General features: G+C 64.4%; 18 protein-coding genes. 11 read left to right on the top strand and 7 right to left on the bottom strand.

What is annotated here, in order from left to right; genetic code table 11:
- Positions 1 to 113 precede the first annotated feature (113 nt).
- The 7 genes from D3230_RS04335 (at position 114) to D3230_RS04365 (ending at position 8,256) form a co-directional block, all read left to right on the top strand.
- Entirely contained in the window at positions 114 to 950 is an 837-nt protein-coding gene (locus tag D3230_RS04335) for a DUF5819 family protein (RefSeq protein ID WP_237466937.1), read from the top strand.
- Entirely contained in the window at positions 947 to 2,191 is a 1,245-nt protein-coding gene (locus D3230_RS04340; protein ID WP_202343798.1) for an HTTM domain-containing protein, read from the top strand. The genes D3230_RS04335 and D3230_RS04340 overlap by 4 nt, the downstream gene beginning before the upstream one ends.
- Complete coding sequence (locus D3230_RS04345) at positions 2,188 to 3,117, top strand: hypothetical protein (RefSeq protein WP_202343799.1); 930 nt, start codon at positions 2,188 to 2,190, stop codon at positions 3,115 to 3,117. The genes D3230_RS04340 and D3230_RS04345 overlap by 4 nt, the downstream gene beginning before the upstream one ends.
- On the top strand, positions 3,114 to 4,346 hold the full coding sequence (locus D3230_RS04350; protein WP_202343800.1) for a Dyp-type peroxidase: 1,233 nt from the start codon (positions 3,114 to 3,116) through the stop codon (positions 4,344 to 4,346). Before D3230_RS04345 ends, D3230_RS04350 begins: the two co-directional genes overlap by 4 nt.
- On the top strand, positions 4,343 to 5,695 hold the full coding sequence (locus D3230_RS04355) for a right-handed parallel beta-helix repeat-containing protein (protein WP_202343801.1): 1,353 nt from the start codon (positions 4,343 to 4,345) through the stop codon (positions 5,693 to 5,695). Before D3230_RS04350 ends, D3230_RS04355 begins: the two co-directional genes overlap by 4 nt.
- Before the next feature lie 450 nt (positions 5,696 to 6,145).
- Positions 6,146 to 6,715 carry a recombinase family protein gene (locus tag D3230_RS04360; RefSeq protein WP_202343802.1) on the top strand — a complete coding sequence of 190 codons (570 nt, stop codon included), beginning with the start codon at positions 6,146 to 6,148 and terminating at the stop codon, positions 6,713 to 6,715.
- Between the two features lie 854 nt (positions 6,716 to 7,569).
- A complete protein-coding gene (locus D3230_RS04365; RefSeq protein WP_202343803.1) occupies positions 7,570 to 8,256 on the top strand; it encodes a response regulator transcription factor in 687 nt (228 codons plus the stop codon).
- A 271-nt stretch (positions 8,257 to 8,527) separates the two neighbouring features.
- On the opposite strand, the gene D3230_RS04370 is transcribed toward D3230_RS04365, so the two are convergent.
- Together D3230_RS04370 and D3230_RS04375 are read right to left on the bottom strand one after the other, a co-directional pair.
- Positions 8,528 to 9,022, bottom strand: a complete 495-nt coding sequence (locus D3230_RS04370) for a hypothetical protein (RefSeq protein WP_202343804.1) — start codon at positions 9,020 to 9,022, stop codon at positions 8,528 to 8,530.
- 200 nt (positions 9,023 to 9,222) lie between these two features.
- Positions 9,223 to 9,987, bottom strand: a complete 765-nt coding sequence (locus D3230_RS04375; RefSeq protein WP_202343805.1) for an FHA domain-containing protein — start codon at positions 9,985 to 9,987, stop codon at positions 9,223 to 9,225.
- A gap of 424 nt (positions 9,988 to 10,411) precedes the next feature.
- On the opposite strand from D3230_RS04375, the gene D3230_RS04380 reads away from it, so the two are divergent.
- From D3230_RS04380 to D3230_RS04395, 4 genes are all read left to right on the top strand, one after another.
- Entirely contained in the window at positions 10,412 to 10,750 is a 339-nt protein-coding gene (locus tag D3230_RS04380) for a hypothetical protein (RefSeq protein WP_202343806.1), read from the top strand.
- A 37-nt stretch (positions 10,751 to 10,787) separates the two neighbouring features.
- Positions 10,788 to 11,420, top strand: a complete 633-nt coding sequence (locus D3230_RS04385) for a hypothetical protein (RefSeq protein WP_202343807.1) — start codon at positions 10,788 to 10,790, stop codon at positions 11,418 to 11,420.
- Between the two features lie 500 nt (positions 11,421 to 11,920).
- Entirely contained in the window at positions 11,921 to 15,850 is a 3,930-nt protein-coding gene (mobF, locus tag D3230_RS04390) for a MobF family relaxase (RefSeq protein ID WP_202343808.1), read from the top strand.
- Between the two features lie 55 nt (positions 15,851 to 15,905).
- Positions 15,906 to 16,349 carry a hypothetical protein gene (locus tag D3230_RS04395; RefSeq protein WP_202343809.1) on the top strand — a complete coding sequence of 148 codons (444 nt, stop codon included), beginning with the start codon at positions 15,906 to 15,908 and terminating at the stop codon, positions 16,347 to 16,349.
- 159 nt (positions 16,350 to 16,508) lie between these two features.
- Here the strand turns inward: D3230_RS04395 and D3230_RS04400 are convergent, their stop codons facing one another.
- The 5 genes from D3230_RS04400 to D3230_RS04420 all read right to left on the bottom strand — a co-directional run bounded on the left by D3230_RS04400 (position 16,509) and on the right by D3230_RS04420 (position 25,394).
- Positions 16,509 to 21,086 (bottom strand): SNF2-related protein, encoded by a 4,578-nt coding sequence (locus D3230_RS04400; protein ID WP_202343810.1) that lies wholly within the window; start codon positions 21,084 to 21,086, stop codon positions 16,509 to 16,511.
- Positions 21,087 to 21,383: 297 nt separating this feature from the next.
- Positions 21,384 to 22,004 (bottom strand): hypothetical protein, encoded by a 621-nt coding sequence (locus D3230_RS04405; protein ID WP_202343811.1) that lies wholly within the window; start codon positions 22,002 to 22,004, stop codon positions 21,384 to 21,386.
- A gap of 220 nt (positions 22,005 to 22,224) precedes the next feature.
- The gene (locus tag D3230_RS04410; RefSeq protein ID WP_202343812.1) at positions 22,225 to 22,710 is read right to left on the bottom strand and encodes a single-stranded DNA-binding protein; all 486 of its coding nucleotides are present in this window, start codon (positions 22,708 to 22,710) and stop codon (positions 22,225 to 22,227) included.
- Positions 22,711 to 23,211: 501 nt separating this feature from the next.
- Complete coding sequence (locus D3230_RS04415) at positions 23,212 to 25,011, bottom strand: TraM recognition domain-containing protein (RefSeq protein WP_202343813.1); 1,800 nt, start codon at positions 25,009 to 25,011, stop codon at positions 23,212 to 23,214.
- The gene (locus D3230_RS04420) at positions 25,011 to 25,394 is read right to left on the bottom strand and encodes a hypothetical protein (protein WP_202343814.1); all 384 of its coding nucleotides are present in this window, start codon (positions 25,392 to 25,394) and stop codon (positions 25,011 to 25,013) included. Before D3230_RS04420 ends, D3230_RS04415 begins: the two co-directional genes overlap by 1 nt.
- Positions 25,395 to 25,493 lie beyond the last annotated feature (99 nt).

The raw sequence follows: 25,493 nt of genomic DNA on the forward strand, positions 1-25,493 counted from the left end.
CGAGTTCCTCGGGACACCCGCTCCCGCGTGCACGGCTCCGATCGGGCGCGTGCCCGGAGCCGTGCACGCTCAGCTTCGATTCTCGATTCTCGATTCAGAAAACCTAAGGTCCGATGGCCACCACCGCTCCCGAATTACTCCGACCCGCGGCTCCAGCAGCCGCTGCACCGGAGAAGCCCGCCCGTCCGCGATCCTGGTTCGTCAGGATCGTCGCCGTGCTCGCCGTCCTGCTGACGGTCTGGCACGTTTTCGCCTCGTTCCTGTGGATCTTCCCGCCCTCGCCCCTGCGGCAGCTCGCGCCGGGAGACTCCCTCTCCAACTACATGCTGCCCGTCTTTGGCCAGTCGTGGACAGTGTTCGCGCCCGAGCCCATCAACGGCGACTATCACTTCAACGTGCGTGCGACCGTGCTTGACGAGGACGGCGAAGAACGCGAGACCGGCTGGGTGTCGGCGAACCAGGTCGAGCTCTCGATGGTCATCAACCACCTCTTTCCGCCCCGTGCGGGCATCCAGGCCGAGGAACTGGCGTCGGGCTACAAGTACGCGTGGGGCGAGCTCGGCGACGAGCAGCGCCGTATGGCGGGCGAGGACTTCCTTGAGACTGACTGGCTCGATCTCATGCGGGCCGACATGGGCGAGGTGAGTACCGAGGATCCCGTCATCGTCGATCGGTATCTCGCCAGCGAGCGTCGGGCGACCGCCTACGCGACTCAGGTGGCGAAGGCCATCTGGGGTGAAGATGTGCAACGCGTGCAGTACCGGGTGAGCCGCCAGAACGTGGTGCCGTACGCCGAGCGCCACAACCGGGAGGCGAAGCGTCCCGAACCCCAGGTCGTGCTGCCCGGTTGGCGCGAGCCGCTCGTGGTACCAGGACAGGACGAGCAGGCTTTCGCGGACGTCTTCCAGCGGCAGTACGAACGATCGACCGGAACGAAGGTGGGGCGATGAGAGCACAGGATCTCGAGACGGAGAAGGCAGACCCGACAACCTCCCGGGCGGGGGACGCTCCGACACTCCTGACGCCGGACGCGCAGCCGCATCCCGTGAGCAGCATCGAGACCCGAGCGGTGGCACTGCCCCGCGCGCTCGTCTTCCTCGGCTCCGTCGTCAATGCGGTCGTGCTGCGCGCCGTGCTCTGTGCCGTGCACGTGTGGCGCCTCGCGACCGACTGGCTGTTCTCGTCCAAGAAAGCAGAGTTCGGCATTGCGGTCACCCGCATCCTGATGGGCCTCACCGCGCTCGGGCTGCTACTGACGAACTGGTCGACCCGGTTGTACTCCTTCGGAGCGGGATCGGCCTGGAACGGCGAGATGGCCGAGCCCGTCTCCGCGTTCCCGAAGATCTGGCTGTTCAGCCTGTTCCACCGCGCCATGCCGAACAACGCCGCCTACACCGCGCTCTACATCGCGCTCATCGTGCTGGCGCTGCTGGTCATCGTGGGGTGGCGCTTCCGCCTGGTCGGGCCGATCTTCTGGGTGATGTGGGTGAGCTTCATCGAGGCCACCGACATGCTCGGGGACCAGGGCGACAACATGTACCGCATCGCCTTCCTGCTGCTGCTGTTCACCGATCCCGCGAAGCGATGGTCCCTCGACGCGCGGCGGCGGACCCGGAAGCAGTGGTTCTCCGAGGGCGGTTCGGCCAATCAGATCGGTACACTGCTCCACAATCTCGCGCTCGTGGCACTGACGGCTCAGGTGATCTTCGTCTACGGTGCCGGAGCGATGTTCAAATCGGGCGGAGCTCCCTGGCGGGAAGGATGGGCGGTCTACGATCCGCTGGCCACCGCCCGATTCGGCACCTGGCCCGTGCTGACGGACATCTTCACGGCCTGGGGTCCGATGGTCGCCGTCGCTTCCCTGGGGTCGGTGTTCCTGCAGGCCGCATTCGGCTTCATGCTGCTGCATCGGGCTACACGCATCGTTGCGCTGGTGGGCATCCTCGGATTCCACATCGGCATCGGCGTGCTCATGGGCCTGCCCTGGTTCTCGTTGACGATGATTGCGGTCGATTCCATCTTCATCCGGGACCGCAGCTGGCAGCGTGTCTCCGCCGGTCTGCATCGTCGTTGGCGGCAGGCCGGCGCAAGCCCGCACCGCGAACTCGCGGCCGTGCCTGAACGTGCGCGCGAGAGCGCTCCCGCAGGCGAACTCAAGGGCGTGCGCGAACCAACGCGGGAAATGGCATGACATCGGGGACGAAGCGCGCCTCGCGGCGGAGGCCGGGGGCGCTCATCGCCATCCTCATCGCGGTGGCGGTGCTCATCGGCGGCGCGCTGATCGTGTGGGCGCAGTTTACCGACACGAGCGAGCCGCGATTCCTCACCACCGAGGAATCGCAGTCGCTCGCGGTCTCGCGTTTCAACAACTTTACCGAGGGAACCCGGGAGATCACACTGCGGGTTGCCGCGCCGAACGGCGATCTCGTAGGTGAGGGATTCTTCGACTACGCCTCCGGTACCGGGATCGCACGTCTCACGCGGGCCGACGGGGGACGGGAATCGGAGGGGGAGGATCGATCGACGCCCGTCTCCCTAGTCTGGTGGAACTACGAGATCATGGGCGAGTTGCGGAGCGACGAGCCGCTTCCCAACCTCGACGACATGTCCGAATTGGTCGATCGGGACGACTGGAGGTTCGCCACTCGGGAGCAGGTCGCCGAATCGCCGCTCGGGGCCTTGCTCGTGCTGACGGCCGGGTACGGATTCGACCGCCCCGACAATCCGAAGCTGATCGAGCAGTCGGACGCGGTGTGGCTGGGAACCTCGGATCAGGTGCCCGGTGGTGAGGGCACGTGGGCTCAGTTGCCCTCGGCCGACCAGGTGCGCGAACCCGGCAGCCGGCCGGCGAACAATGCGGCGCTGCCGCGGGTGCTGTTCGACGCCGATGGCACCGTTTGGCAGGCGCGTATCGGGGCCGAGGGGTCTCGATTCTCGGTGCTGAGCTACGGCCAGACGCGACAGATGAGTGTGCCCTCGATCCCGTCCGAAGTGTTCGAGCTCCCCGCAGCCGGAACCGAGTTCGGCGTCGGCGCGACCGATGACGGCTTGCCCGGGGCACCGGCCGCGGACAGCGAAGCCGCGACGGGCGGGCGAAGCCAGGAGGAGCCGCGGTGAGCCGCGGTCGGCCATCGCGCCGGGCGGTGCTGGGGATGCTGGGTGGCGGAGCCCTGGGCGGAGTGGGTGGCCTCGCGCTCGGCGGGACTCTGGCCGCACGGGCGCCGGCAGCGGAGCGCGTCCGCCCGGAGAGCCCCGTGCCCGCGCCCGGGAGGCCTCGTGCAGCTGCTCCCGTCGACTGGGCCGGGGCGACGCAAGCCGGTGTCGATCGGCCGTGGACGCCCCAGCGGAGCTGCCTGCTGGAGGTGTTCGACTGGCCCGTCGAGCGTCCGGTGGAGCAGCTGGCCGCGCTTGGGCGCCGTATCGCGGACCTCGTCTCGGGGGCCTCCGAGGGCGATCGGACCCTGCTCCCCGACGGCGCCGGAGATCTCACCGTCACCGTCGGCCTGGGGCCGGCCCTCGTGCGGCGCTACGGTGAGTCGTTGCCGGGGGCCGATCCTCTGCCCTCTTTCGCCGGCGATGCTGGAATCGATCCGGAGCACCACGGTGGAGATCTCATGATCCTGCTCGCCGCCGACGATCCGGGCGCGCTCGCGCCGGTCTCCGAAGTGCTGCGCGCAATGCTCCCCGAAGCAACCCTGCGATGGGCGCAGCGCGGGTTCCGCGCGCGCTCCGAGGGGCCGATCGCTCGCAACCCCCTCGGGTTCCACGACGGGGTGATCGTGCCGCGCGGGCAGCAGGAGCTCGATGAGAACGTGTGGTTCGGCCCGCGTGATGAGCGCGCTACGATCTGCGCGATCCGCCGCTTCGTGCTCGACACCGCGGGCTTCTCGACGATGCCGATGCAGCAGCGCGAGCAGGTAGTCGGGCGGGACGTGCACGGGGTGCCGCTGTCGGGCGGCGAGCCGTTCAGTGAGGCGAAGCTCAACGCGAAGCGGCCCGACGGAGATTTCGAGGTGCCTCTGCGCTCTCATCTGCGCGCGGCCCACCCGTCGTTCACCGGGAGTGATCTCATGCTGCGGCGCAGCTACGCCTACGACAACGGCGCCGGCGACGCCGGGCTGCTGTTCATCTCCTATCAGAGAGAGCTGCGCACATTCGTCGAGACGCTGCGCCGCATCGAGGAGGTGGGAGACGAGATGATGCGTTTCGCTCGCGCCACCGCGAGCGCGAGCTTTCTGGTGCTGCCGGGGATGACGGCCGGGCGCCCACTCGGAGCCCGGCTGCACGACGCAGGCCGGACACGCGGAACGCGGGACGGAACAGACGAACAGGAGGAAGCTGCATGAGCGGATATCGACGACGCCCCGGGCGGGCGGTGCTCGGAGAGGGCGGAGCCTCGCGGGGCGCTGCGCGTCGGCGAGTCGGGCGGCTCCTCGCGGGCGGCGCTGCAGTACTCACCGCGCTCCCGATTCTCGTGGCCTGCAGCGGCCCCGCCGACCGGGCGGTGGTGCGTGTGCCCGAGGACGTGGCGACCATCTCGGAAGCGGTCGCTGCGGTGCAGGAGGACGGGCTCGTGCTGGTGGGGCCCGGGGTCTACCGCGAGGAAGTGCTCGTCGAGACGCCGGGTGTCACCATCCGCGGACTGGACCGCAATGACACCGTGGTCGATGCCGACGGCAAGCGCCCCTACGGCATCGTGGGCGTGGCCGACGGGATAACGATCGAGAACCTCACGGTGACCGGAGCCACGTTCTACGGCGTGCTCATCACCGGCATGCACAGCGATGAGGCCGGGCCGACGGCACGCGGCAGCAGTGACTACACATCTCTCGATCCCGATGAGTTTCCGCCGCTGCAACGCTTCCTCGTGGACCGCGTCACGGCCTATAACAACGGTCTCTACGGCATCTACGCCTTCGACGCCAACAACGGTGTGATCCGGAACAGCTACGCCTCGGGATCGGCCGACAGCGGGTTCTACGTGGGGCAGTGCAGGGAGTGCAACATCCTCGTCGAGAACAACCGGGCGGCCGACAACGCCGTCGGCTTCGAGAACGCCAACGCCTCAGACAGCGTGTGGGTGATCGGCAACGACTTCAGCGGAAATCGCATCGGCATGACCTTCCTCTCGAACTATCAGGAGGCGTTCGCGCCGCAGCGCGAGAACTGGGTGGCGGGCAACATCGTCACCGACAACGTCTCATCGGAATCTCCCTCGCACGCGCAGGGCGGCTGGGGGATCGGGATCGGCCTCAGCGGTGCGAGCGAGAACTCCTTCGAGCGAAATCTCATCGCCGGCAACCCGACCGCAGGGGTCCTGCTCGACAGCGCGGAGGATCTCGCGGCAGCCGGAAACGCCTTCCTGCAGAACCGCTTCGAGCGAAACGGCACCGACATCGTGAACGCCTCGAGCGACCGTGCCAGTGCGAGCGGCAACTGCGTCGATGGCTCGGTGACGGCCCTACCCTCCGACCTGATCGAGCGTTGCAGCGGTATGCAGCCGGCCGTGAGCAAGTCCGAGTTCCCGTGGCCGGAGGCGCCGGACGGCACCAGCTATCTCCGGGTGCCGAAACCGGACCCTCAGGAGAGCAAACTGGTCTCCGAGAGGTCTCCGGAGCCGCTTCCGCGGCAGATCACGCGGCCCGATCCGAGCACGGTGCGACTTCCGAGTCTCTCGACCGCGGGCACCCGGTGAGTGCTCTCGAGGACCCAGGGTCCGTTCGCCCCTCTTGGGCCCTCTTATCAGGAACCTTTTGTGTCCGAGGTGGCGGTGGTATATCAGCGAACGCCTCGCAACATCCGGCCAAACCGTCGTAATGCAAGTTGTCGCGGAGTGGATGGCGGCCGTAGAGTAACTGGCGCTGGCAAAACTGGTCGCTCGAACGGATAATGATTCATCCGGGAGCCTGTTGACGTGCACTCCCGAGCAGCGTCGCGCTCGGGACGTTTGGGCGGAAGGTAACGAACTGACTCAGTGGGGAACAATGTGGCGGAGGACCTTCGCTAACACGATCGCCCTTTAACGATCGTTTCTGGTCGGCATGGGGCGTGACCGTCCGGAGATCTCGACACGCCGACGCTTCGCGGACCGAAAACCTAGACCGAAACCGAAACGGGTCGAAACCCTCGGCGTATCGTTTTCGGTATGAGTGAAGTGCTGGGGTACGGGCGGGTCTCGACGAAGGAGCAGGACGCGGCCGCGCAGGAGGCTGAGCTCCGCGCGGCCGGGTGCACTCGGGTATGGGTCGACGTTGGGCAATCGAGCCGGAGAGCGGACCGACCGGAGTGGTTGGCGCTGCTCGAGTACGCCAGGCCGGGGGACACGATCAAGGTTCGTCGGCTCGATCGCATTGCCGGCAGCGAGCGAATGGTGATCGAGACTCTGCACGAGCTCGACGAGCGAGGCCTCGGGATCGTCAGCCTCACGGAGCCGGCGATCGACACCACGACTCCGATGGGTCGGGCGCTCTACGGCATCGTCGCCGTATTCGCGCAGCTGCGCGTCGACACGATCCGAGAGAACACGCGCCGCGGCCTCGCCCACGCCCGCAGCCAGGGCCGCATCGGTGGCCGCCCGACTGTGATGACGAAGGAGCGCACTGCTGCAGCGCGAGAGATGCGCCGTGACGGGCGTAGCTTCGCGCACATCGCCCGAGTACTCGGCGTCGGGGCATCGAGCGTGAAGCGCGCCCTTTCAGAACCTGCAGAGAAGTAGCCCGGCTCGGCTAACTCGGCACGGCAGCACCTCGCGTCATGCGCGACGAAGGGCATCTAGAAGTTGAAGCGCGGCCTCGGAGCCGCGCCTCATGCTCCCCGCGTTCGTGAGACGCTGCGCCGCAGGTCGACGAGGGAGCGACAACCTCAAGGAGACGCGATGCCTGAGACGCGCAACCCCTACGACACCGGCGACCGGCTCGATCCCCACCCCTGGGTGAAAGGCGATGTCGCAAGCCCTCACGGCCTCCCACGCCAAGCGACGGGCGATGACTACGGCCGAGTCGACTTCGACAACGACGAAGGCGCCACCGTCCTCACTGCATGGGTCCAGAAGACCGCGGCCGGCTACATCCTCCGCGTCGACGAGCACCAGGACGTCGAGCTCACGATCGAAACCAGCAGCGACCGGCAGATCCGTGAGGCGGCGATGCAGCGCCTCGACGCCGGCCTGCGCGTGATCGCGGCCGAGCACGCCGGGGCAGTGTTCTTCACGGCTGACGGGGAGCCGGAGTCGTTCGGCGCCGGCAACTACGTATTCACTCCGCTCGCAGACGGGAACGGGAAGCGGTTTGTGATCGATGAGCAGTTCGTCGGCACTGACTCGAGCGACGACGACCGTGTGCCGAACTCGTGGACGTGGGAAGCGGAACAGTACTTCTCTGAGCAGGGGTGCTGGGTGACGACCGCTGAGGGGAGTGCGGCCCTGATACGATCGAGCAGCTTCTCGACCAGGCGCGCGCCTGGGCGGCGGAGATCCCGCCGCCGGCACGATCGGCGCCGTGGCCGCACGCGACGATCGCCCCCGAGCAGACGACGCGGCCAAGCGGCCCCACTTACTGAAAGGCGACACCCTTGTCCCAGGCGACACCGATACCTGTTCTCCTCGTTGGGGAGGCGCTGCACATCGAGCACCTGGCGCTCCTGCACGATGGCTGGCAGGCGACTGTCGCCACGGCAGACGACATTCCTGCACGCGACATGTCGCGACACGACATCCTGGTCGTCGACGCGGATCCGGCAAGCGACACTGCCCAGGCGACCGTCGCCGCCGCGCGCAGCGCGGGGTTCACGGGGCCCGTGCTCTACCTGACCGACCGGAAGGACGTGTCGGGCGTCACGGGGATCGGGGACGCGTTTCTGACTCGCCCGTACAGTGTCGAGCAGCTCGCGGCCCGCCTGCGGGAACTCGTACGCCATGCCCCCGAGGTTCGAGGGGACCGCCCCGACCCGATCATCCGGGTCGGGGATCTCGCCTTGAACGAGGACACCCGTGAGGTGCACCGCGGCGACACCCGTCTCGCGCTCTCGGGCACTGAGTACGAGCTGCTGCGGTTCCTGATGCGAAACCCCGGGCGCGCGCATTCCAAGGCGCAGATCCTGGACCGTGTGTGGCCGCTCGGCTCCTCGAGCAAGCACTCCGTGGTCGAGCTCTACACCTCTTACGTCCGCAAGCACGTCGACGAGGGACGAGACGAGCCGATGCTCGTCACCGTCTACGGCGTCGGCTACCGGCTCAACCAGTCGGCCATCACACGCTGACAGCAGGCACACGGATGAAAGCAACAACGTATTCGGTCAAGTGCACCGGGTGCGGTGCTCTTGAGGAGAAACGCGTCGAAGGAGAAGACGCCCCCGCGTTCAACCTCTTCCCCGTGCGGACCGAGATCGAGGCCGGTGCGCGGGTGCCGCGAGCGGAGTGCCCGCTCTGCGGCTCTCGATGCGCGACGAGCGCACACCCCACACCGTAACCTCTGGCAGCACTGAGGCCCCGCTCCAAGCTCGGAGCGGGGCCTCAGTGCGTTCTTGAGGTCTAGGCGGTGTTCTCGCAGGCGTATTCGTTCTCGGGGAGCCCTGGGTCCGCGAGCAGGTCGACGAGCATGCCGGGGGTCGCTTCGCGGTTGTCGATCCACCACTTCGCGAGATCGATACGGCGCGCGAGCTCGAGCACTTGTTCGTCGAAGTCGGCGTCGTCGAGATCTCCTTCCTGCACGAGCGCGTCGTAGCCGTCACGGAGGGCCTTGAAGCGACAGTCGATCGCCCAATCCACCTGCTTGTCGCTGCCACGGAGGATCGGGAGCCCCGACCGTTCCTGATCCTCGAGCGCGTCCTGGTGCAACTGGTCCCACTCGGCCTTCAGCTCCTTCGAGACCTTCCGTTTGCTGCTGGCGCGGAAGCAGTTGAAGCAGGGGCGGGTCTTCAGCCAGTCGACTTTGCCGGCGCGCTGCCCGGCGGGAATGTCGCTGAGGTCGCGCGTCTCCTCGTGACCGCACTTGTGCTCGATGTCGAATGTCGTCGGGATGCTCATCGGGTCCTCCGGTTCGGTGTCGCAACGTTCCGCGATGTCGCGATGTCGCGATGTCGCTGTGTCGCGGATTGTTGGGTGGGGTGGTGTTGGCACTTGTCGTCATATGTCGCTGTCGCACTTTGGGGGATGTCGCCGGCCGTTCCGGCCTGGCGCCATTCCCCGTGTCGCCTGCGATGTAAGGGGAGAGGGGCGGGGCGGCATCAGGGCTGTCGCGTATCCGGTTGCTCTGTGGTCTGGGTGTCGCTCTGCGCCGCGGCGGATGTCGCGTGTCCTGTGTCTCGAGTCGCGACACGCACGAGGCGGGCGCGGATGTCGCCGAGTCGGAAGTACTGCGACACCTTCGAGGGGACGCCGCTTGCGATCCATGTCGTGTAGCCGCTGTCGCTCACGGTCGCGACACCGTTCGCTGACGCGAGGTCCTCGATGGTCCAGATGTCGCGTGCTGTGTCGCGTCGCAGTCGCGCGTGCGTGCGCGACAACGACCGCGACGGGTCCGGCAGGGACACCGGTGTCGCGTCGCCTGTTGCATCCGGGCGTCGCCCGATGACGACATCGTGAGACGGGAGCGACACGACCACGCCGCTCTCGAGCTCGACCGCCCACCCTGTCGCGACACGCGACACGATGGTCGCTTCATCGGCGGCGTCGCCGCGCGACACCCGACTGATGCGTGTCGCCTCGTCACGACCCGACGCCTCACTCGCGGCAGCGGGCGCGATCGGGGTTGCGAACGCGGTCGGTGCGACGACGGCTACCGGCCGGCTGGCCGAGAACACCGGCATCGCCTCCACCGGGCCTCCCGCCGGCGGTGTCGCCGCCCACGGGGCAGACGGGGCCGTGACCACGTTCGTGCTCTGCTTCTTCCGTCGTTTCTTCCCTCCAGCGGCGGGTGGCGCAATCGCGACGGGGCGCGGATGCTCGGTCTCCGCCAGCGTGCGCGGCGTGTACGTAGCGAGGCGCTGCATATCGAGTCCGCAGCTCGTGCAGAGCTCATCACCGGTCGCGACGAGTTGCGGGAGGAAGCAGAACGGGCACGTCACCGGCCGGGCCTGTGACGCCCCAGGGGGAGTTGCTGTCGTATCGCTCATACCCGACGAAGGGGTGAGGCGCGCACCTTGGAGGGGGAAGTGCCCCCTCACATCGTCACCTTCATCAATCCTGATGCTCTCCCAATCGCATACATCGTCGTCCGTCCTCCGTCCGTCCCCACTCCTGCCTGCAGCAGCTCTGCTGCTGCCCTGCCCGGCTCCACTGCGTTTCGCCGGACTTTCTCCTTACACGACTGGCATTCGAGGGTTTGTGCGTCCCGCGTTGCGTGACACGAGCTGCGCGCGCCCGCGCATCTTCTCTACGAACAAGCACTTCAAGAGACAGCGCTGGAGGTACAAAATGACTTTCCCCATAACCGTGATTCAGCTCGAAGCCCGCCCCGTAGAGACCCACACTGTGCTCTTCCCAGACGTCGATGAGGACACCGGCCGGCAGCTGCGCAGCATCAGCTACGGGACACCAGAGGGAGCTCTCAGCGCGTGGCGCGACGCGGGCGTCACAGCTCAGGACATCGTCACTACCGATGCCCGCATCCGCGCGCTCCGCAACATCCTCTTCGACCTCGAGCACGCGTTCGCGGAACACGGCAGCATCGGCGTCACCCTGGCGCTCGCGCGGCGGGACCGAGATCGAGCACAGGCCCGGTTCAACCATGCCGCCAACGAATTCGATGCCTAAACACGACCATCATCAACCCGAATTGAAGGAGAACCCCATGCAGATCGAGAACACCCAGCAACTCCGCCGATCCCTCGCCTGGCTCAAGAACGCAGCGGGCATCGACGACGACTACATCAAGCGATGGTCGCCGGCCGAGTGGGAAGCCTGGCAGTCAGCGATGCTCGCAGACGCGCACGGCGACAACCCGGCCGTGCCGGACTGGATGAACCCGATCATCCGGGGAAAATGGCACAACGACTTCACGCTCCCGTTCCCGCAGGTCGGGCAGCTCCTCCCATCCGCACACCCGTGGTTCATGGAAGCGCTGCAGCGCCCTGATTTCTCACTGAGCGTGACAGAGCCCATCGACTACGAATTTCCTCAGCTCTCACAGATCGAAGCGGTCTACAACGAGGCGATGCTTCGCGCGTGGACCCCGCTCCTCTCGCTCATGCTCCAGCCCACCCGCACACCCGGTGTTATTGATGGCGCGGTCGAAGCGCTCTACATCGTCGCGCCTACGGCCGCGTCCGAGGATGTCGCTGAGCTGATGCGATCCCACGACCTGCCGGATATTTCGACTCGGCTCAAAGGTCCGAGCCGCAGTGGCCGTGACCTGCTCGCGTGGGTGGGCCTGCCGATGCCTGAAGGTGACATTGTCGCCTGGGGCTCCGAGTGGATCTACTAAGCAGGGCGGGGGAATGGCGCTGTGAAGACACGAGGCCAACGAGACTTCGAGGCTCGGATCCGCAAATCTCGCGGTGTCGCCCATCCTGCGGCCCCTGTCACGGGTGCCGCAGGATGGGCGACCCGGTGCGCCCGCACGGATTGTGACCGGACCTTCCTCACTCCCACAAAGCAGCGAAAATACTGCAGCACCCAGTGCCGCCGCATCACCGAGCAAGCCAAGCATCGCCGCGTCGAGGTGCTCGCCGGGATGCTGCTCTACAGCTGCGCCGCGGAACGCTGCAGCAAAGTGTTCCTCCCCGACCCGCACGCACCCCACCAGGTGTACTGCTCGGCCCGCTGCCGCAAGCGGGACCACCGCGCCATGAGCGATCTTTCTTCTCCCACGTGCGTCTGGTGCACGAAACCACTCCCGCAGGAGAAGACCCGGCGACGTAGCTACTGCGGCCCCACATGCCGCAAACGCGCGCAGCGCGCAGCAGAGAAAGACGAAAACTGATCATGCTGACTGTCACACTCATCGGCGCATCACGTGACGCCTGGGGGTATCTCCTGAACACGGTCGCAGATGAACACACCATCGACCGTGCTGAGGGGAAGGCCGCGTACTACATGGCGAACGGCACCCCACCAGGAGCCTGGATCGGCACCGGCGCAACCGCGCTCGGTTTAGAAGCCGGCCGGCAGGTCGCAGAGGAGGAGCTACAGGCCCTCTTCGGGGACGGCACCCACCCGCTAACAGGATCCACCTTGGGACGAAAGTTCAACACTGTCGCCCCGCTGGAAAAACGAATCCAGCAACGCATCCAGGAGGCCGCGGCCGCCCCCGAAAACCAGGGCCTTGGCCCAGAAGAATTCGAGGAGCTCGGGGACCAGATCCGGCAGAAAGTGAGCGCCGAGAAGACCACACAATCTGTTGCCGGATTCGAGTTCGTGTTCTCCCCACCCAAGAGCGTGTCTTCCTGGTGGGCGCTCGCCGACCCCGAACTGAAAGACGAGATCCGTAAGGCCCACCAGGCCGCAATCGAAGCGACCATCACGAAGCTTGAAACTGACATCGTTCGCACCCGCACCGGCGCCGACGGCATCGCCCAGGCCCACGTGCGCGGCATCACTGCCGCCCTGTTTGACCATTGGGATTCCCGGGACGGCGACCCGCAACTCCACACCCACATGCTCGTCTCGAACCGAGTCCAGGGAGAGGACGGGAGATGGCGCACGATAGATTCCCGCTGGTCGCTCATGCCCGCAGTAGCGACCGCCGGCGCGTACTACGACACCGTCTTAATGGATGAGCTGTCCGCCCGTTTCGGTGTCGAGTGGACCGTCGAAGACGTGTTGCAGAAGCCAGAAGCGTATCGGGACTGGCTAGTGGATGCGTCACGTCCGGATACGCCGGCCGCACGTCAACAGTTCGCGATTGATTCCGGCACGAACCCGGGCTCGGTGAAGTGGCAGATCGATGGGGTCCCGAAGACGCTCATTGATGAATACTCCACCCGCTCCCAGAAGATCAGGACTGTCAAAGACCAGATGGTCGCCGATTATGTCGCAAAGAATGGCAAGCAGCCCAGCGCTCGCACAGTGATCAAGTTCCGACAGATGGCGACCCTCGCAACCCGATCAGCGAAAAAGCACCGCTCACTACGGGACCTCACTCAGAGCTGGCGGGACCGTGCTCGAGCGCACGTCGGGGACTCCTTCCTGTTCGCAGACCGTCTCCTCGATGCGGGGAGGACCGTGAAAGCCGATCTTCCGCTGTGGTCGTTCCGCCACGATGACGTTGACGATGACGCGACCAGGGACGCCGCCGAATACGTGCTGCACACCCTTGCGACGTCTCGGTCGACGTGGGGGAGACGCAACGCGGAGACCGCGGCGCTGCGCGCGATCGCCGGCTGGAGGTTCCGTTCCCCAGAAGACCGCGACCAAACGGTGAAGCGCGTGGTCGCGCTCGTCATTTCCCAAGCCATCCCGCTCACCCCGAAAAACCATCTCCGGACCCCGCACCGGTTCCACACCGCGGACGGGGAGAACATGTTCCATCCCGAAGCGCGGGACCTCTTCACGACCCGGGAAGTGTGGGACGCAGAAGACCGCCTGCTCGAGGGGGGAAAGCTCAAGAATCAGGGGATAAGCATCGAGCAGACGGTCGTTGCCGAGCGTATCTCAACGCCGACACAATTGGAAGGACGGATCCTCTCCGACGATCAGGCCGCAGCGGTCGAGAACATCCTCACCAGCGGCCGTCAGATCGACATCCTCGTGGGCCCCGCAGGAGCGGGGAAGACCACAAGCCTCGAAAAGCTCCGCGAGATATGGGAACACCAACACGGGGCTGGGAGCGTTCGCGGACTCGCGCCGACTGCGCGTGCTGCGGAAGTACTCGCAGAGTCGCTCGGGATCGGGACTGAGAACACCGCGAAATGGCTCCACGAGACCGCACGCGGCACCGACACCAAAGAAGTATTCAGCTACGAACTTCGCCCAGGAGATCTCATGATCGTTGACGAAGCTTCAATCGCCGGTACGCTCGCGCTCGATGAGCTCCGCGAGCAGGCGGACCGGGCCGGCGCGAAGCTCCTCATGGTGGGGGACTGGGCGCAGCTCGCTGCGGTTGACGCCGGCGGCGCGTTCGGACTCCTCGCCTCCGACCGCACCGACGTCGCGGAACTGATCAATCTGCACCGCTTTAAATCCGACTGGGAAGCTGACGCATCGAAGCTGCTTCGCCTTGGTAAGACTGCGGGCCTTGACCCGTACCTCGAGCACGGACGCATCACCGCAGGACTTGACGAGACCATCATCGCCGATGCGGTCGACGCGTGGAAAGAAGACGAGCAGACCCTGAACGATGAGGGTGACGCGCACCTGGTGTCGCTCCTGATCGCGCCCACTAACGAGATGGTGGAACGCCTCAACGGGATCGCACGGGCTTGGCGAATCGAACAGGGCCATGTTGATGCCACCCAGACCGCGGTGATCGCATCCGGTGCGGCATCACCTGGGGATCGCATCGTGACACGGCAGAACGCGCGCACGCTGCGCACCGACCACGACAGATGGGTGAAAAACAACGACGAATGGGTCGTCGCCGGCATTAATCCCGACACCGGCGACATCGTTGCGGTCTCGGGGGAGGAATACGTGACCCTCCCCGCGGACTACTGCCGGGACCACGTGCAGCTCGCCTACGCGACCACCGCCCACCGCTCCCAGGGACGCACCGTCGACACCGCGCACACGATCGTTGATTCCAGCGCGTCTCGGGAAACGTTCTACGTCGCCATGACCCGCGGAAAGCTCTCAAACCGCGCATACGTCATCACCGATGAGGACGGGGCGATGGGGGACCCCGCAGCGCTCGGGATGACACGCACCTGGCGGGAAACCCTCGAACACGTGGTGCTGCGTAAGGGCGGCGACATCGCCGCACACGACACCCTGAACGCTGAGGCGGAACGGATCGGGTCTATCAGGCAGCTCGCCGCTGAATACCAGACCCTCGCGGCCGACCAGCTCGAACGAGAATATGTGCCCGTGCTTGCGGACCTTGGCCTGATCGACGCCGAAGCGCCCGACTCCCCGTATCTCGGCCCCGTGCTGGCGAACCTCCGAAGGCTCGATACGCGTGGCCATGATGTGCCGGCTACTGTCACCGAGCTGCTCGCTGCGCGCGAGCTCGACGGTGCACGGGACGTGCTTGCCGTGCTGCACTATCGACTGAACACGCATCTGGAGGACTTGCGTGAATACGACGCGTACGACCGGTACACGCTGATGCTGCGCTCCTTCGGGATCGAATCCGAAACTGCCCGCTCAGATCTGAAGCTCGGACGGATGCTCGCAGCCCTTGAGACGGCCACCACCGATCGACTCGAAGACGCAGTGCGCGGCACTCTGGAGCGGATCGATCGAGCAGACACCCGTGACCTGCCTGCCAGGCTCGCACACTTGCTCCGCAGCCAGTACCGAATCGACCCGGAGACACTTGATGTACCCCAGGAACTACGCGCACCCAGTGAGACGACTCACATTGCTGGGCTGATCGAGGCCGCACCGAGGTTTGAAGATCCAGACTTCAGAGAGGCTCTGAAAGACCGTGAACATGCGATCCAGCTTCGAGCAGAGCTCGTGGTCGACCGCGCGATCGCTGACAACGAACCCTGGCTCCAAGCGCTAGGTGAACACCTCCCAGGTGGGGAAGCAGAATGGCGACAGCGCGCGGTCACTGTCGCCTGCTTCCGGGACCTCTACGGCATCGACACCGACGAACCCCTCGGCCGCGAACACGCACACGCCCGCAACCGAGAACGGGATCGGCAGATCGCCACGGCCGCGCTTCGTCTCCCTCAGCCAATGCCAGTTCATGTGTCCACCCCAGCGCCGGCCCAGCTCGACACAGCCTCTCTGCAGGGACCGCGAATGTGAGGGCATCGTCATGACTCGCGGATCTGATATCCCACTACTAGGGTCAGCACTATGAATGCACAACCTGCTCCAATCGTCGCAGCGACTTCCAAAGACCGTTCCCTCGGATGGGGACGATTCGTTTTCATTCTCGGCGCGGTATGGTCAGCTTTTGCTTTCGTGGTTCCACTGGCTTCACTGGACTTTGCAGGATATAGCGGCGGGGGGGAAACTGGCAGGAGGTCATATCGCAATAGGGGGCGTAATTGCTTTTGCGGTCTTCATGCTCTGCATTGTCGCGCCGCTGATCCGTAGGACACGTCAGGGATACAACGACGCTGCCAAGCTCTCCGTGGCGATCTTCATCACCCTGATGTTTTCCGCGGGCACCTCTGAAGTGTTCTCGCCGGCATCAGCGCTCATTTTTCAGTTAGTCGGGTTCGGCGTCATGATTGGCCTCATGCCTGTTGCAGCGGTGTGGACCTTCATTCAATCCGTCACGAAAGATCCAACGACATAGGGTCCCCATCTTTTGCGGGTCACTGAACGATCCACTTTGGGTGAAATCATGAAGCCTGGAAACTGACGAACAATATTGTCAGTTTCCAGGCTTTTTACATGTACGGGCATCGCCGCGTAACTACCTTGCTGGTGAGGAAACATACCTCCCCAGCTGCCGCTACATTCGGGGCCCAGGCACTGTTGCGCCTTCGCCCGGTTGCAGGCTCACAACGGGATTGGGGACAGCTACATCCGGATCCGGAGTGCGGTCAGCGTTTGCCTCCGCCTCAAGCTCACCAATGACGGACGCGAGCCGCTCCTGCTTCTGTACGAGTTCTTCCTTCTTCGGCCACGGTTCTACTTCGAGGACTTTGAGTTCAGCCACTTCCTCGAAGGCGTTCGAGATCGCGGTTTCGTGCTCGGCGATCTCATCCGGGATCGCGCGTGCCCGTGACTCAAACCCTTGGGGAAGGGCCGACAGCTCGCCTTCCATCGCCCGCGACCACAGCATCTTGTACTGCATCGCACGGATCGTACGCCCAGCATGAAACTCGAGCACCGGGTCCTGCTTATCGTTCGGGTTCCACTTCAACCGTGCATCCCATTCCAAGCCGGCGACAGACACCGTGAGTTTGAGCGGTGCCGGGTGGGCGGCGTTGTGCGTGCCGAAGTACACGAGCTGCTCGCGCGCCCGGGAGAGGCCAGTGCGGAATGCTTCCCCGAACACTTTGCGCTCACGAAATACCGGGCTCTCCGCCCACGATGAGGGCTTCACTTGTCCCACGAACGCATCCCCACGCGTGTCGACCACTTTCGGGGCAAGTCGCTGCATCACCTGCAGGTCGTGCTCGAGCACGCCTACCTGCTGCTCAAGCACATTCCTGCGGGCCTGAGCGGAGCCGATCTTGCGATTGTGGCCGCGCTGCTGCCGGCTGAGCTTCTGCGTCTCGTTGCGGAGGTTTGCGACCTCCAGGATTCGCATGTCTCCCGCGGTGATCGCCTGCATTTCTGCGAACTGCAATGCTTGCTCGGTCGAGTTATCGACCTCACGCACATCGAGCCGGCCGGTGAGTACCTGCTCAATGAACGCGGCTTTTCGTGCCAGGGTGCCCCACATGTACGAATCGAATGACCCCTCGGTGGCGTAACGGAACAGGTGCACCTCTTCGTTCTGGTTGCCCTGCCGGATCTCGCGCCCTTCACGCTGGGTGACATCTGCCGGCCGCCACGGCGCATCAATGTGGTGCAACGCGATCGCGCGCGCTTGCACGTTCGTGCCGACCCCCATCTTCTCTGTCGACCCTACGAGCACCTGCACGCGGCCGTCCCGGCACTGCTGGAACAGTTCCGCCTTGGCCTGATCGTTCGTTGCTTCGTGGATGAAGCGCACTTGCGAGGCGGGCACACCACGGTCGGTGAGCTGCCGACGCAACTCCGTGTACGCATCCCACCGTCCATCTGTTGCGGGCGTCCCGAGGTCTGAGAACACGATCTGGAGGGCGCCGGGGGTGGGAGAGAGGTCTCCCCACTCATCGAGATACTCACGGTCCTTGTGTTCGTCCCAGATCTCGAACACTTTCTTCGCCACAGCGTCGATCTTCGTGGCCTCGTGCTCTGCCGGTCCTGGGTCGCCCATGAGGCGTGCGTCAAGCGCGAGTGCGCGCCCGTTTGAGGTGATTTTCAGCATGTTGTCTTCGGTCGGGTCGACGCTGCCGCTACGCACCGCTTCGGCGCGCTCAATAATGTCCGCCATGCCTGCCTCCTGGGCTTCAGTTGCTGGCACCACCACCATTTCTGGGGCGCGATCGCCAGCACTGTTCACCACAAGCTTGGGGACCGGGAGGGCAAGGTCTGCCTGCGTTTTCACGTCCCCGGGGACGTGCCACATGCGCAGGAGTTCGGGAACGTTTCGGAACTTCGTGGTGCGCGTCTTCACATGAAAGCCACCACCAGTGGATTTTGATTCGACGGCTGTGACTTGCTCAGTGAACTGGCGTGCCCAATCGTCCGCTGAATACACCTGGGCTTCCCGAAGGAGGTCCGGACGCATGTACCGCATCATGACGTACATCTCGATCATCGAGTTCGGGAGCGGCGTCGCCGTTGCGAGCGTGACCACGCGGGACTGCCCCAAATGCTCTCGGTAGTACCAAAGCTTCATATCGAGATCAGTCGCCCGGTTTGACCCGTCCGTCTTCTTGAGATCCTCTACCTTCGTGATGACGGTGAGATTCTTGAATTTGTGAGCCTCATCGACGCAGAGATAGTCGATACCGGTTTCCTCCCAGGACACCCCCTCATCCTGCGGCAGATCCATCATCGCTTTGAGGCGCTCTTCGGCCTTCGCCACGTCACCCTCCAAGCGCTTTACCGACTTCTCCGACAGCGAGGAGCCAAGCTTTGCCGTCAGCGTCGATTGCATCTCCGCGAGCTGTTCAGCCGCGTAGACGTTCTTCGCTTCCCCCAAGCCGATCTTCTCGAACGCGGAGTGTGTGATGATCACTGCATCCCAGTCGCCCGTGCGCGCTCTAGCGACGAAGAGCTTGCGCCCGTTGCGGGTTCCCGAGTTCGCAATGTCGTCGCTTCCCGCGGCGAGTACTTTCGCGCGCGGGTAGATCTGCTTGAACTCACGGGTGAACTGTTCCAGCATCTGGTTCGGCACCACAATCGCGGGCTTAGACACCATGCCGAGCCGGCGAAGCTCCATGACACCGAGCACCATCTCAGCGGTCTTCCCCGCCCCCACCTCGTGGAAGAGTCCTGTTGCTGGCTCGGACACCATGCGCGCAACCGCGGCGTGCTGGTGTGGGCGCGGCGTGAACGTCGCGGCCATCCCCGGGAACGAAAGCTCGATGCCGTCGTACGAGCGCAGCACGATGCCGTTGTAGAAGTCGTTGTAACGCTCCTGCAGTCGTGTCACGCGTTCCCCATCAGACCACAGCCAATCCTGGAACGACTCGTGCAGTTCCCCGGCACGTTCCTGGAGCGTCTCTGTCGCGACCTGGTCCACAAACGCCGGCCCATCCTTGTCAGGCCGGTATGTCACCTGCAGGGACTTCCCATTGAGGACGCGATCGAACACCTCGAGCGCGCGCACGCTCTTGTGGTCTCCTTCGGCACCCCACTTTCCTTCTGCGGAATCGCTCGGTTTTCCAACGAGCCGGAAACGCCACTCGCCGTCGAGGCGTTCAATGGCCTTTACTTCTTTTCTCAGCTCGTGCTCGATGAACATCGACACGTCATCGACGGGCACCCAAGCAGCACCGAACTTCACATCGATCTCCGCCGGCCCCACCTCTTCCGGGATAACGGCTTCGAGCGCATCCAGATGACGCTGGAATGTGGAATCGGCGGCCGCGAGCTCTCGCACGACTTTCCGCTTCTGCCGCACGTTCCCCGACAGAAACTCTCCCGCCGGGACATACCGGGACTCGTCCTCGTAGTCCTGGAACACGAGATCCCCAAGACGCTCGGGGACGGATCGTTCCTCGATGTCGAGCAACTCGGCAACGAGTGGAACGTCGACGTACCCCACACGGTCAAGGGACACTCTGATCGCGTCTTCGGGGGAGTCCACCCGGTTCACTTCTGCCCGGACACCGACCACACGCTCCGTGAAGATCGTTGCCTTCCGGGCCTCACCGGTGTCCTCGTTGTACCGTTCGAGCGCGACCACGGTGGCGTAGTGCGGATCGTTCTTCAGCGCCCGCATCGCTGCGGGGTAGCGGCGGATCACACTCGGATCTTTCCCCACTCGCTCGCGGACAGTCACCGAGACTCGGTTGATCGGTCCAAACCGTGCCACGTACTTCTCGTACACCAGGCCAAGACCCTTGCGGAGCTCCGCGATACCCGTCGTGTCCGCGCTCGTTGCCGCCTCCGCTTCCAGGAGCGCGACTGCAGCGTCACGAATCTTCACGAGCTGCGTGAGTTCGGTCACCGCGTTCTTCGGGACCTTCACTTCTTCGGGACCCTCCAACCCAACTTGCTGAAGCAGACCCGTACGCTCATCGATGCTGATGTGCCCAATGACCTGGTGCGGGTCCTGCACCACACGTGCGACAGGACGCTCAGACACCACTTGGCCAGCGGCCTGCCAGACCCGGCCCTCGGCGGCCGCGAGCTCGACCACCCGCGAAAGCGCGCGTTCCAGGGCCGGCGCGATCGCCGCTGCGGAAGAATCCTCCGCGGTCACTGTCAGCTCCGGCCCAAACTGGCCGATTCGTGTACCGACTGTCCCGAGTAGCTGCTCGTGATGGTCCTCGAAGTACGAGTTCAGGGCTGCGGGCCCTGCCGCCCCGTCGACGTCGACCGTGTGCAGCCAACTCGGATCCGTGTCAGGGGCGACACCCGTGTGCCGGCGGAGTACGAGCACATCGACCGCCGCGTCAGTGCCGGCCACCTCATCGTGGGCACCGCTGGGCATTCGGACCGCGCCGAGGAGTTCCCCGTACTTCGCGATCTCACGGCGAGATCGCTCCGACTTTCCATCGAGCGTCCACCGGGACGTCATCACCATCACGACGCCACCTGGTTTCGTTTGCCGCAGCGACTTCACGATGAAGTGGTTGTGGAGGCTCAACTTCGCCTCGTTGTAGGCCGGATCGTAGAGCTTGGTCTGCGCGAATGGAACATTGCCGATCGCGAGATCGTAGCCGTCATGCTCGAGGAACGTGTCCCCGAACGACTCGTTGCGAATCTCAGCGCCTGGGTGCAGCATCTGTGCGACACCGGCGGTCGTGGGGTCGAGCTCCACACCAGTTACTTTGTGCTCAGGGCCGGCGGCCGCGATGAAATTCCCTGTTCCACAGCCCGGCTCCAGCACCCGCGCATCGGATGGGACGCCCAGCCGTGTAGCTGCGGTCCACATCGCGGTGACGTAGTCCGGGTGGGTGTAGTGCGCGTTCAGCACCGTGCGCCGCGCTGCACTCCACTCCGCCTCGCCCCACAGCTCCTGCAGCGCGTCCCGGTCGGCTGCGTACTTGGAGGACTTCGGATCGAACAGTTCAGGTGTCGCCCCCCCAACCCGGGAAACGACGGAGTTCCTCGAGTTCTACGGGGTCGGGTTGCCTGCCTTCTCGAAGAAGTCGCTGGAGAGTGCGGACCGCAGACACTCCGCCGCCCACACGGGAGACTGCTCCGGCTCTGACTCCAGGAACTGACACACGTTGAACAAGATCCACGCCTGCGCGAGCGTCACCATCTGCGTATGCTCGTGCCGCTGTGCTGTCTCGGTCGACCAACGCAGCAGGCTCTCCTGCAACTCCGGGAGCAACCACAGTGCTTCGTCCAGCGACTCCGCGAACACCAGGTTGTCCGCCTCCAGAAGATGCTCGATGTCCTCCGGATCCTGCCATTCCTGCAGATCCGCGATCTGGTCGTGCCGGTGCGCCTCTGTCACTTCCCGGTACTCCGGGACTTCCTTCGCGCTCAGGAACTTCGTCCCCTCGGAGAACAGGAGCCGCATCACGCGTGCCGCGTTCGGGCGCTTCGTGAGATCTTCCACGCCCACCGCCAACTGATCCAGCCACGTCAGCGACGCTTCGTACGTCTCCCGCTGTGCCAGCTCCCGCATCACTGACAGGTCGTTGTTGGCCTGCCCAACCTGCGTCAAATAGTCCGTCGTCTCCGGCCACGACTCCCGTAGTCGCGCGAGCATCTCCTGATCCTGCATGTGCTGTTCCTTCCGTCCCGACTGCCTCAAACTCGCCCCACAGATCAAATGCCATCTGCGTATCCGGGACCTGTTGCTTCCTACGTACCATTCTGGTCGCCACCTCCGACTCTTCGCAGACCAATGCCCCACGAACAGCCCCACCGCGCACCCTGGCGACACAAAAGGTGAGGCACACCAGCTGGTGTGCCCCACCTCGATATGGGCCCGGGTGTAGTGGCTACATGCTCGGCCCCGCAACCGGATTCGAGAAGACCTCGTGCCGCACCTGGGACACCGTGTCCCAGGGGGAGTGCTGCGGTGCAGGTTCTGCCGGGGTGATGTGCTGTGCGGTATCGGTCTGCTGGGAGCGTGCGGGGCGGCTGATGGCAACCTCACGCAGGCGCGGGTTCACCGAAACCGCGTCGACGTACACCTCGATAGACTTGTACTCGTTCCCGTCGACTTCGCGGGTGCGGTGTTCGGTTCGCCCCCAGATCAGGAGCGGGTCACCGTTCTGGGTGGCTTCATTCACCCAGTCAGCGTCTGCACCATAGAACCTGGCTTGGTACCAGACCACATCACCGTCCTCATACTCACCTGTGGTCTCGTTCTTCACCCGCTTCTGGTGCACCACCGGAACGTAGAACGCCTGCTTCATGTCTGCGGTCGCTTCGAAGTAGCGGCCCTTGCTCTTCTCGCCAATATTGGCCTTGATCAGTTCCAAAGGATGGTCCTTCCGTTCGGTGTGGCAGGTGACGCAGGGAGATCTCCGTCACAGACAGACAGCGCTATGCGCGCAGAGCGCTACAAGAAGTCACGCAGATTGGGACGCCCGGGGGAACGCCCTTCAGCATCGTCAAGCACGCGTGCTTGAACGACAGCGAGCGCTTGCTCGTTTGCGAGCCGGCGAGGAAGCTTCCTCCAGGACCGGGTTGAGTCGAGCACCTGGTGCAGCTGGGTGTGGCAGGGCCGGCACATCGGCCACAGGTCTTCATGCGTTTCGTTACCGAGGCGCTCGTAGGATCTGTGGTGGAGATCTCCACGGTTCAACCCCCACACGGTCCCGCATCCGCCACGACAGCGGATTTCCGGCTGCCCTGAGCGGTGCTGTTCTTCAAACGCCCACCTTTCGCGGCGCGCAAACCACTTCGGGGACGCCATGTATCTGGCGTAGAACTCCCGATGCTTCGTGCGACCGTTTGACCTGATCGCCCCGGGCCGGAGCTCACGCATCACTCAGCCTGGCGTGCTCTGCGAGTTTCGCGGCAAATGGGGATGCTTCGCGCATGAGTTTCGCCATCTCAGCTTGGTCTTTTCGGCACCGCTCATATGCGGGGTTCTGGTCAAAGGGAGTCAGCTTCGCGATTACCGGCTTCAGATTTCGGTAGAACAAGAGACCGTATCCGCCCATCATTTCGCGAATCTCGCTGGCCTCCAGGACCGCTCGTTTCTCCTCGCTGACTTGAATCGAGGCAGGCCCACCTCCCCAGGAGTGCGATTCCCGGCGCACCCAAAGCTCACCGATGAGGCCAGAGAGCTTTCGGAGTTCCTCTTCGTCGCTCCCGCCGGGCAACACGATCTTTGCGACTGCTGCGTCCCACATCGTTTTCGCGTTTTCTTGCCCCCATTGAGCAAGTTGCTCCTTGGACTGAAATACGCCGACGACAACTCGGCCGCGGCCTCCACCCGCGGTGATGATTTCGTAGAGTCCCTGGTACTCAAAGTTCCCGAGTTCGTCGAGGATGTAGCTCACGGGGGGATCCACGCGGTTCCCGGGCGAGGCATCTGCGATGCCTTTGGTCACGTAGTCGAGTTCCGCGAATAGGCCGTCGATGATGCGCGTGTATCCGCCGGCACTTTGCTTGTCGCCCACCATGTAGATGGTCTGTTTCTGGAGCACGAAGGAAACGGGGTCGAACTGTTCGCCTGGTGCGGGTTTCATCCAGGCACGTGCAGCTCGCGATTCAAGAAACGCGAGCACTGTGGGGAGGACACCCCACTGTGTTGCGCGCTGCTCGGGCGGCATGTTGATGACCGTCTCGAGGTGTCTTGCGTGCTCTGCGAGCCCCTCTGGGTGGTTTCGGATTGCCTGGACAGCGTCGAAAGCGCGCTGCGGCGACGATACCCAGTCCCAGATCGTGTCAACATCTGCTCCTGCGCACGCTGCAGCGTGAAAGAGATGGGCTGCGAGCTGTTGCCCTAGGGTGTCCCAGTGCCCACCGTTTGAGGTGGACCCGGAGAACGAATCGGAGGGGATCAGCGCCCGGATTCGGCGTACAAGAGTTCGCTCGTCCACGCATCCCTCAACGGGGTCCCAACGAAGAACGCGCCCAAAGTTATCGCCGCCATCGATGCCGGGAGCGAAGATCCAGCATTTGGATCCGAGCCGTTCGCGTGCGAGGAGCGTCAACGCGGCGTTGTCGAGTTTTGAGGACGTGGTGATCAGTGCGCCTGGAGCGGACATGATCCAATTCAGGATCAGAAACCAGCCCTTGCCAGAGCGTGACGGTCCGATGATGATCGTGGGGTCTTCCATGCGCAGCCAGAGGTCGATTCCCCAGAACTCTCCCACCCGGTACCCGCAATCAGTCGGCCGGAGATCTCGTGGGGAGATCGTCGGTCGTAGTAGCGGACCGCGCACGGACACGAGTTGTTTGGTGCTGAGTTCACGGTTGACGTCTTTGAGGGGGGCGAGGCCCGGCTTTCGCTGCGGATCTTTCTTCTGCCGATGCCTCACCGTGAAAAACAACACGATGCACACGGCCCCGCCACCCATCACGAGGAAGATCAGCAGCCAGTGCACCACACCTGGGACATCGGCCCGACTGATCGTGGTGGGGTCGGCCTGCACCCACAGGGCGAGGAGCTGGGGGAGGGTGAGCTTGTCGTCCCCGGCGAACGTGGAGGGGTTTGTGAGTGCGAGCACCGCGATTTGCGGGAGCATCAGCACCGCGGTGAATACGAAAATCACTAGTGCGACTGCTGCCTGCCAAGGGAGCGTAGACCATTTCCAAGTGGGGTGCATTATGCCGCCACCCCAAGGCCCGGGACCGACCGTGCCACAGCCTCGTAGGTGAGCGAGTTCATCCTCGCTACGAACGAGAACTCATCGATAACCGGTTTTGCCTTCCGGCCAAGGTTTGCCACTGCATACTCGGACAGGTCGTTCACGATCGGGGAGCCCAGACGGAGAAACTCTCCCAACTCTTCAATCTGCCAGGTGCGCTCCAGGAACCGCCCTGCCGCTTTCACTGCCCGAAGAGTGGGGGAGGGGACACGCAACGGCATTTCCTTACTGATCCGGCCAGTCTGCTCGGACCAGCTCAGACACATCTCCACCCGCCGTGCCGCGGAGAAGTTGCCACCCATGCGCGGTTCAGTCAGGCGTACACGCACAAGATCGGTCACTTCCGTCCAGAGCGTCCACAGCTCAAACAGTGTGGGGTCTTCTGGACCTGGGGTCGTCTCTAACCCCTGTCGGAATTCCCGGTACAGCTCATTTACTCC

Source organism: Leucobacter chromiireducens subsp. solipictus (assembly GCF_016758195.1).
In the GTDB taxonomy this organism is placed as follows: domain Bacteria; phylum Actinomycetota; class Actinomycetes; order Actinomycetales; family Microbacteriaceae; genus Leucobacter; species Leucobacter solipictus.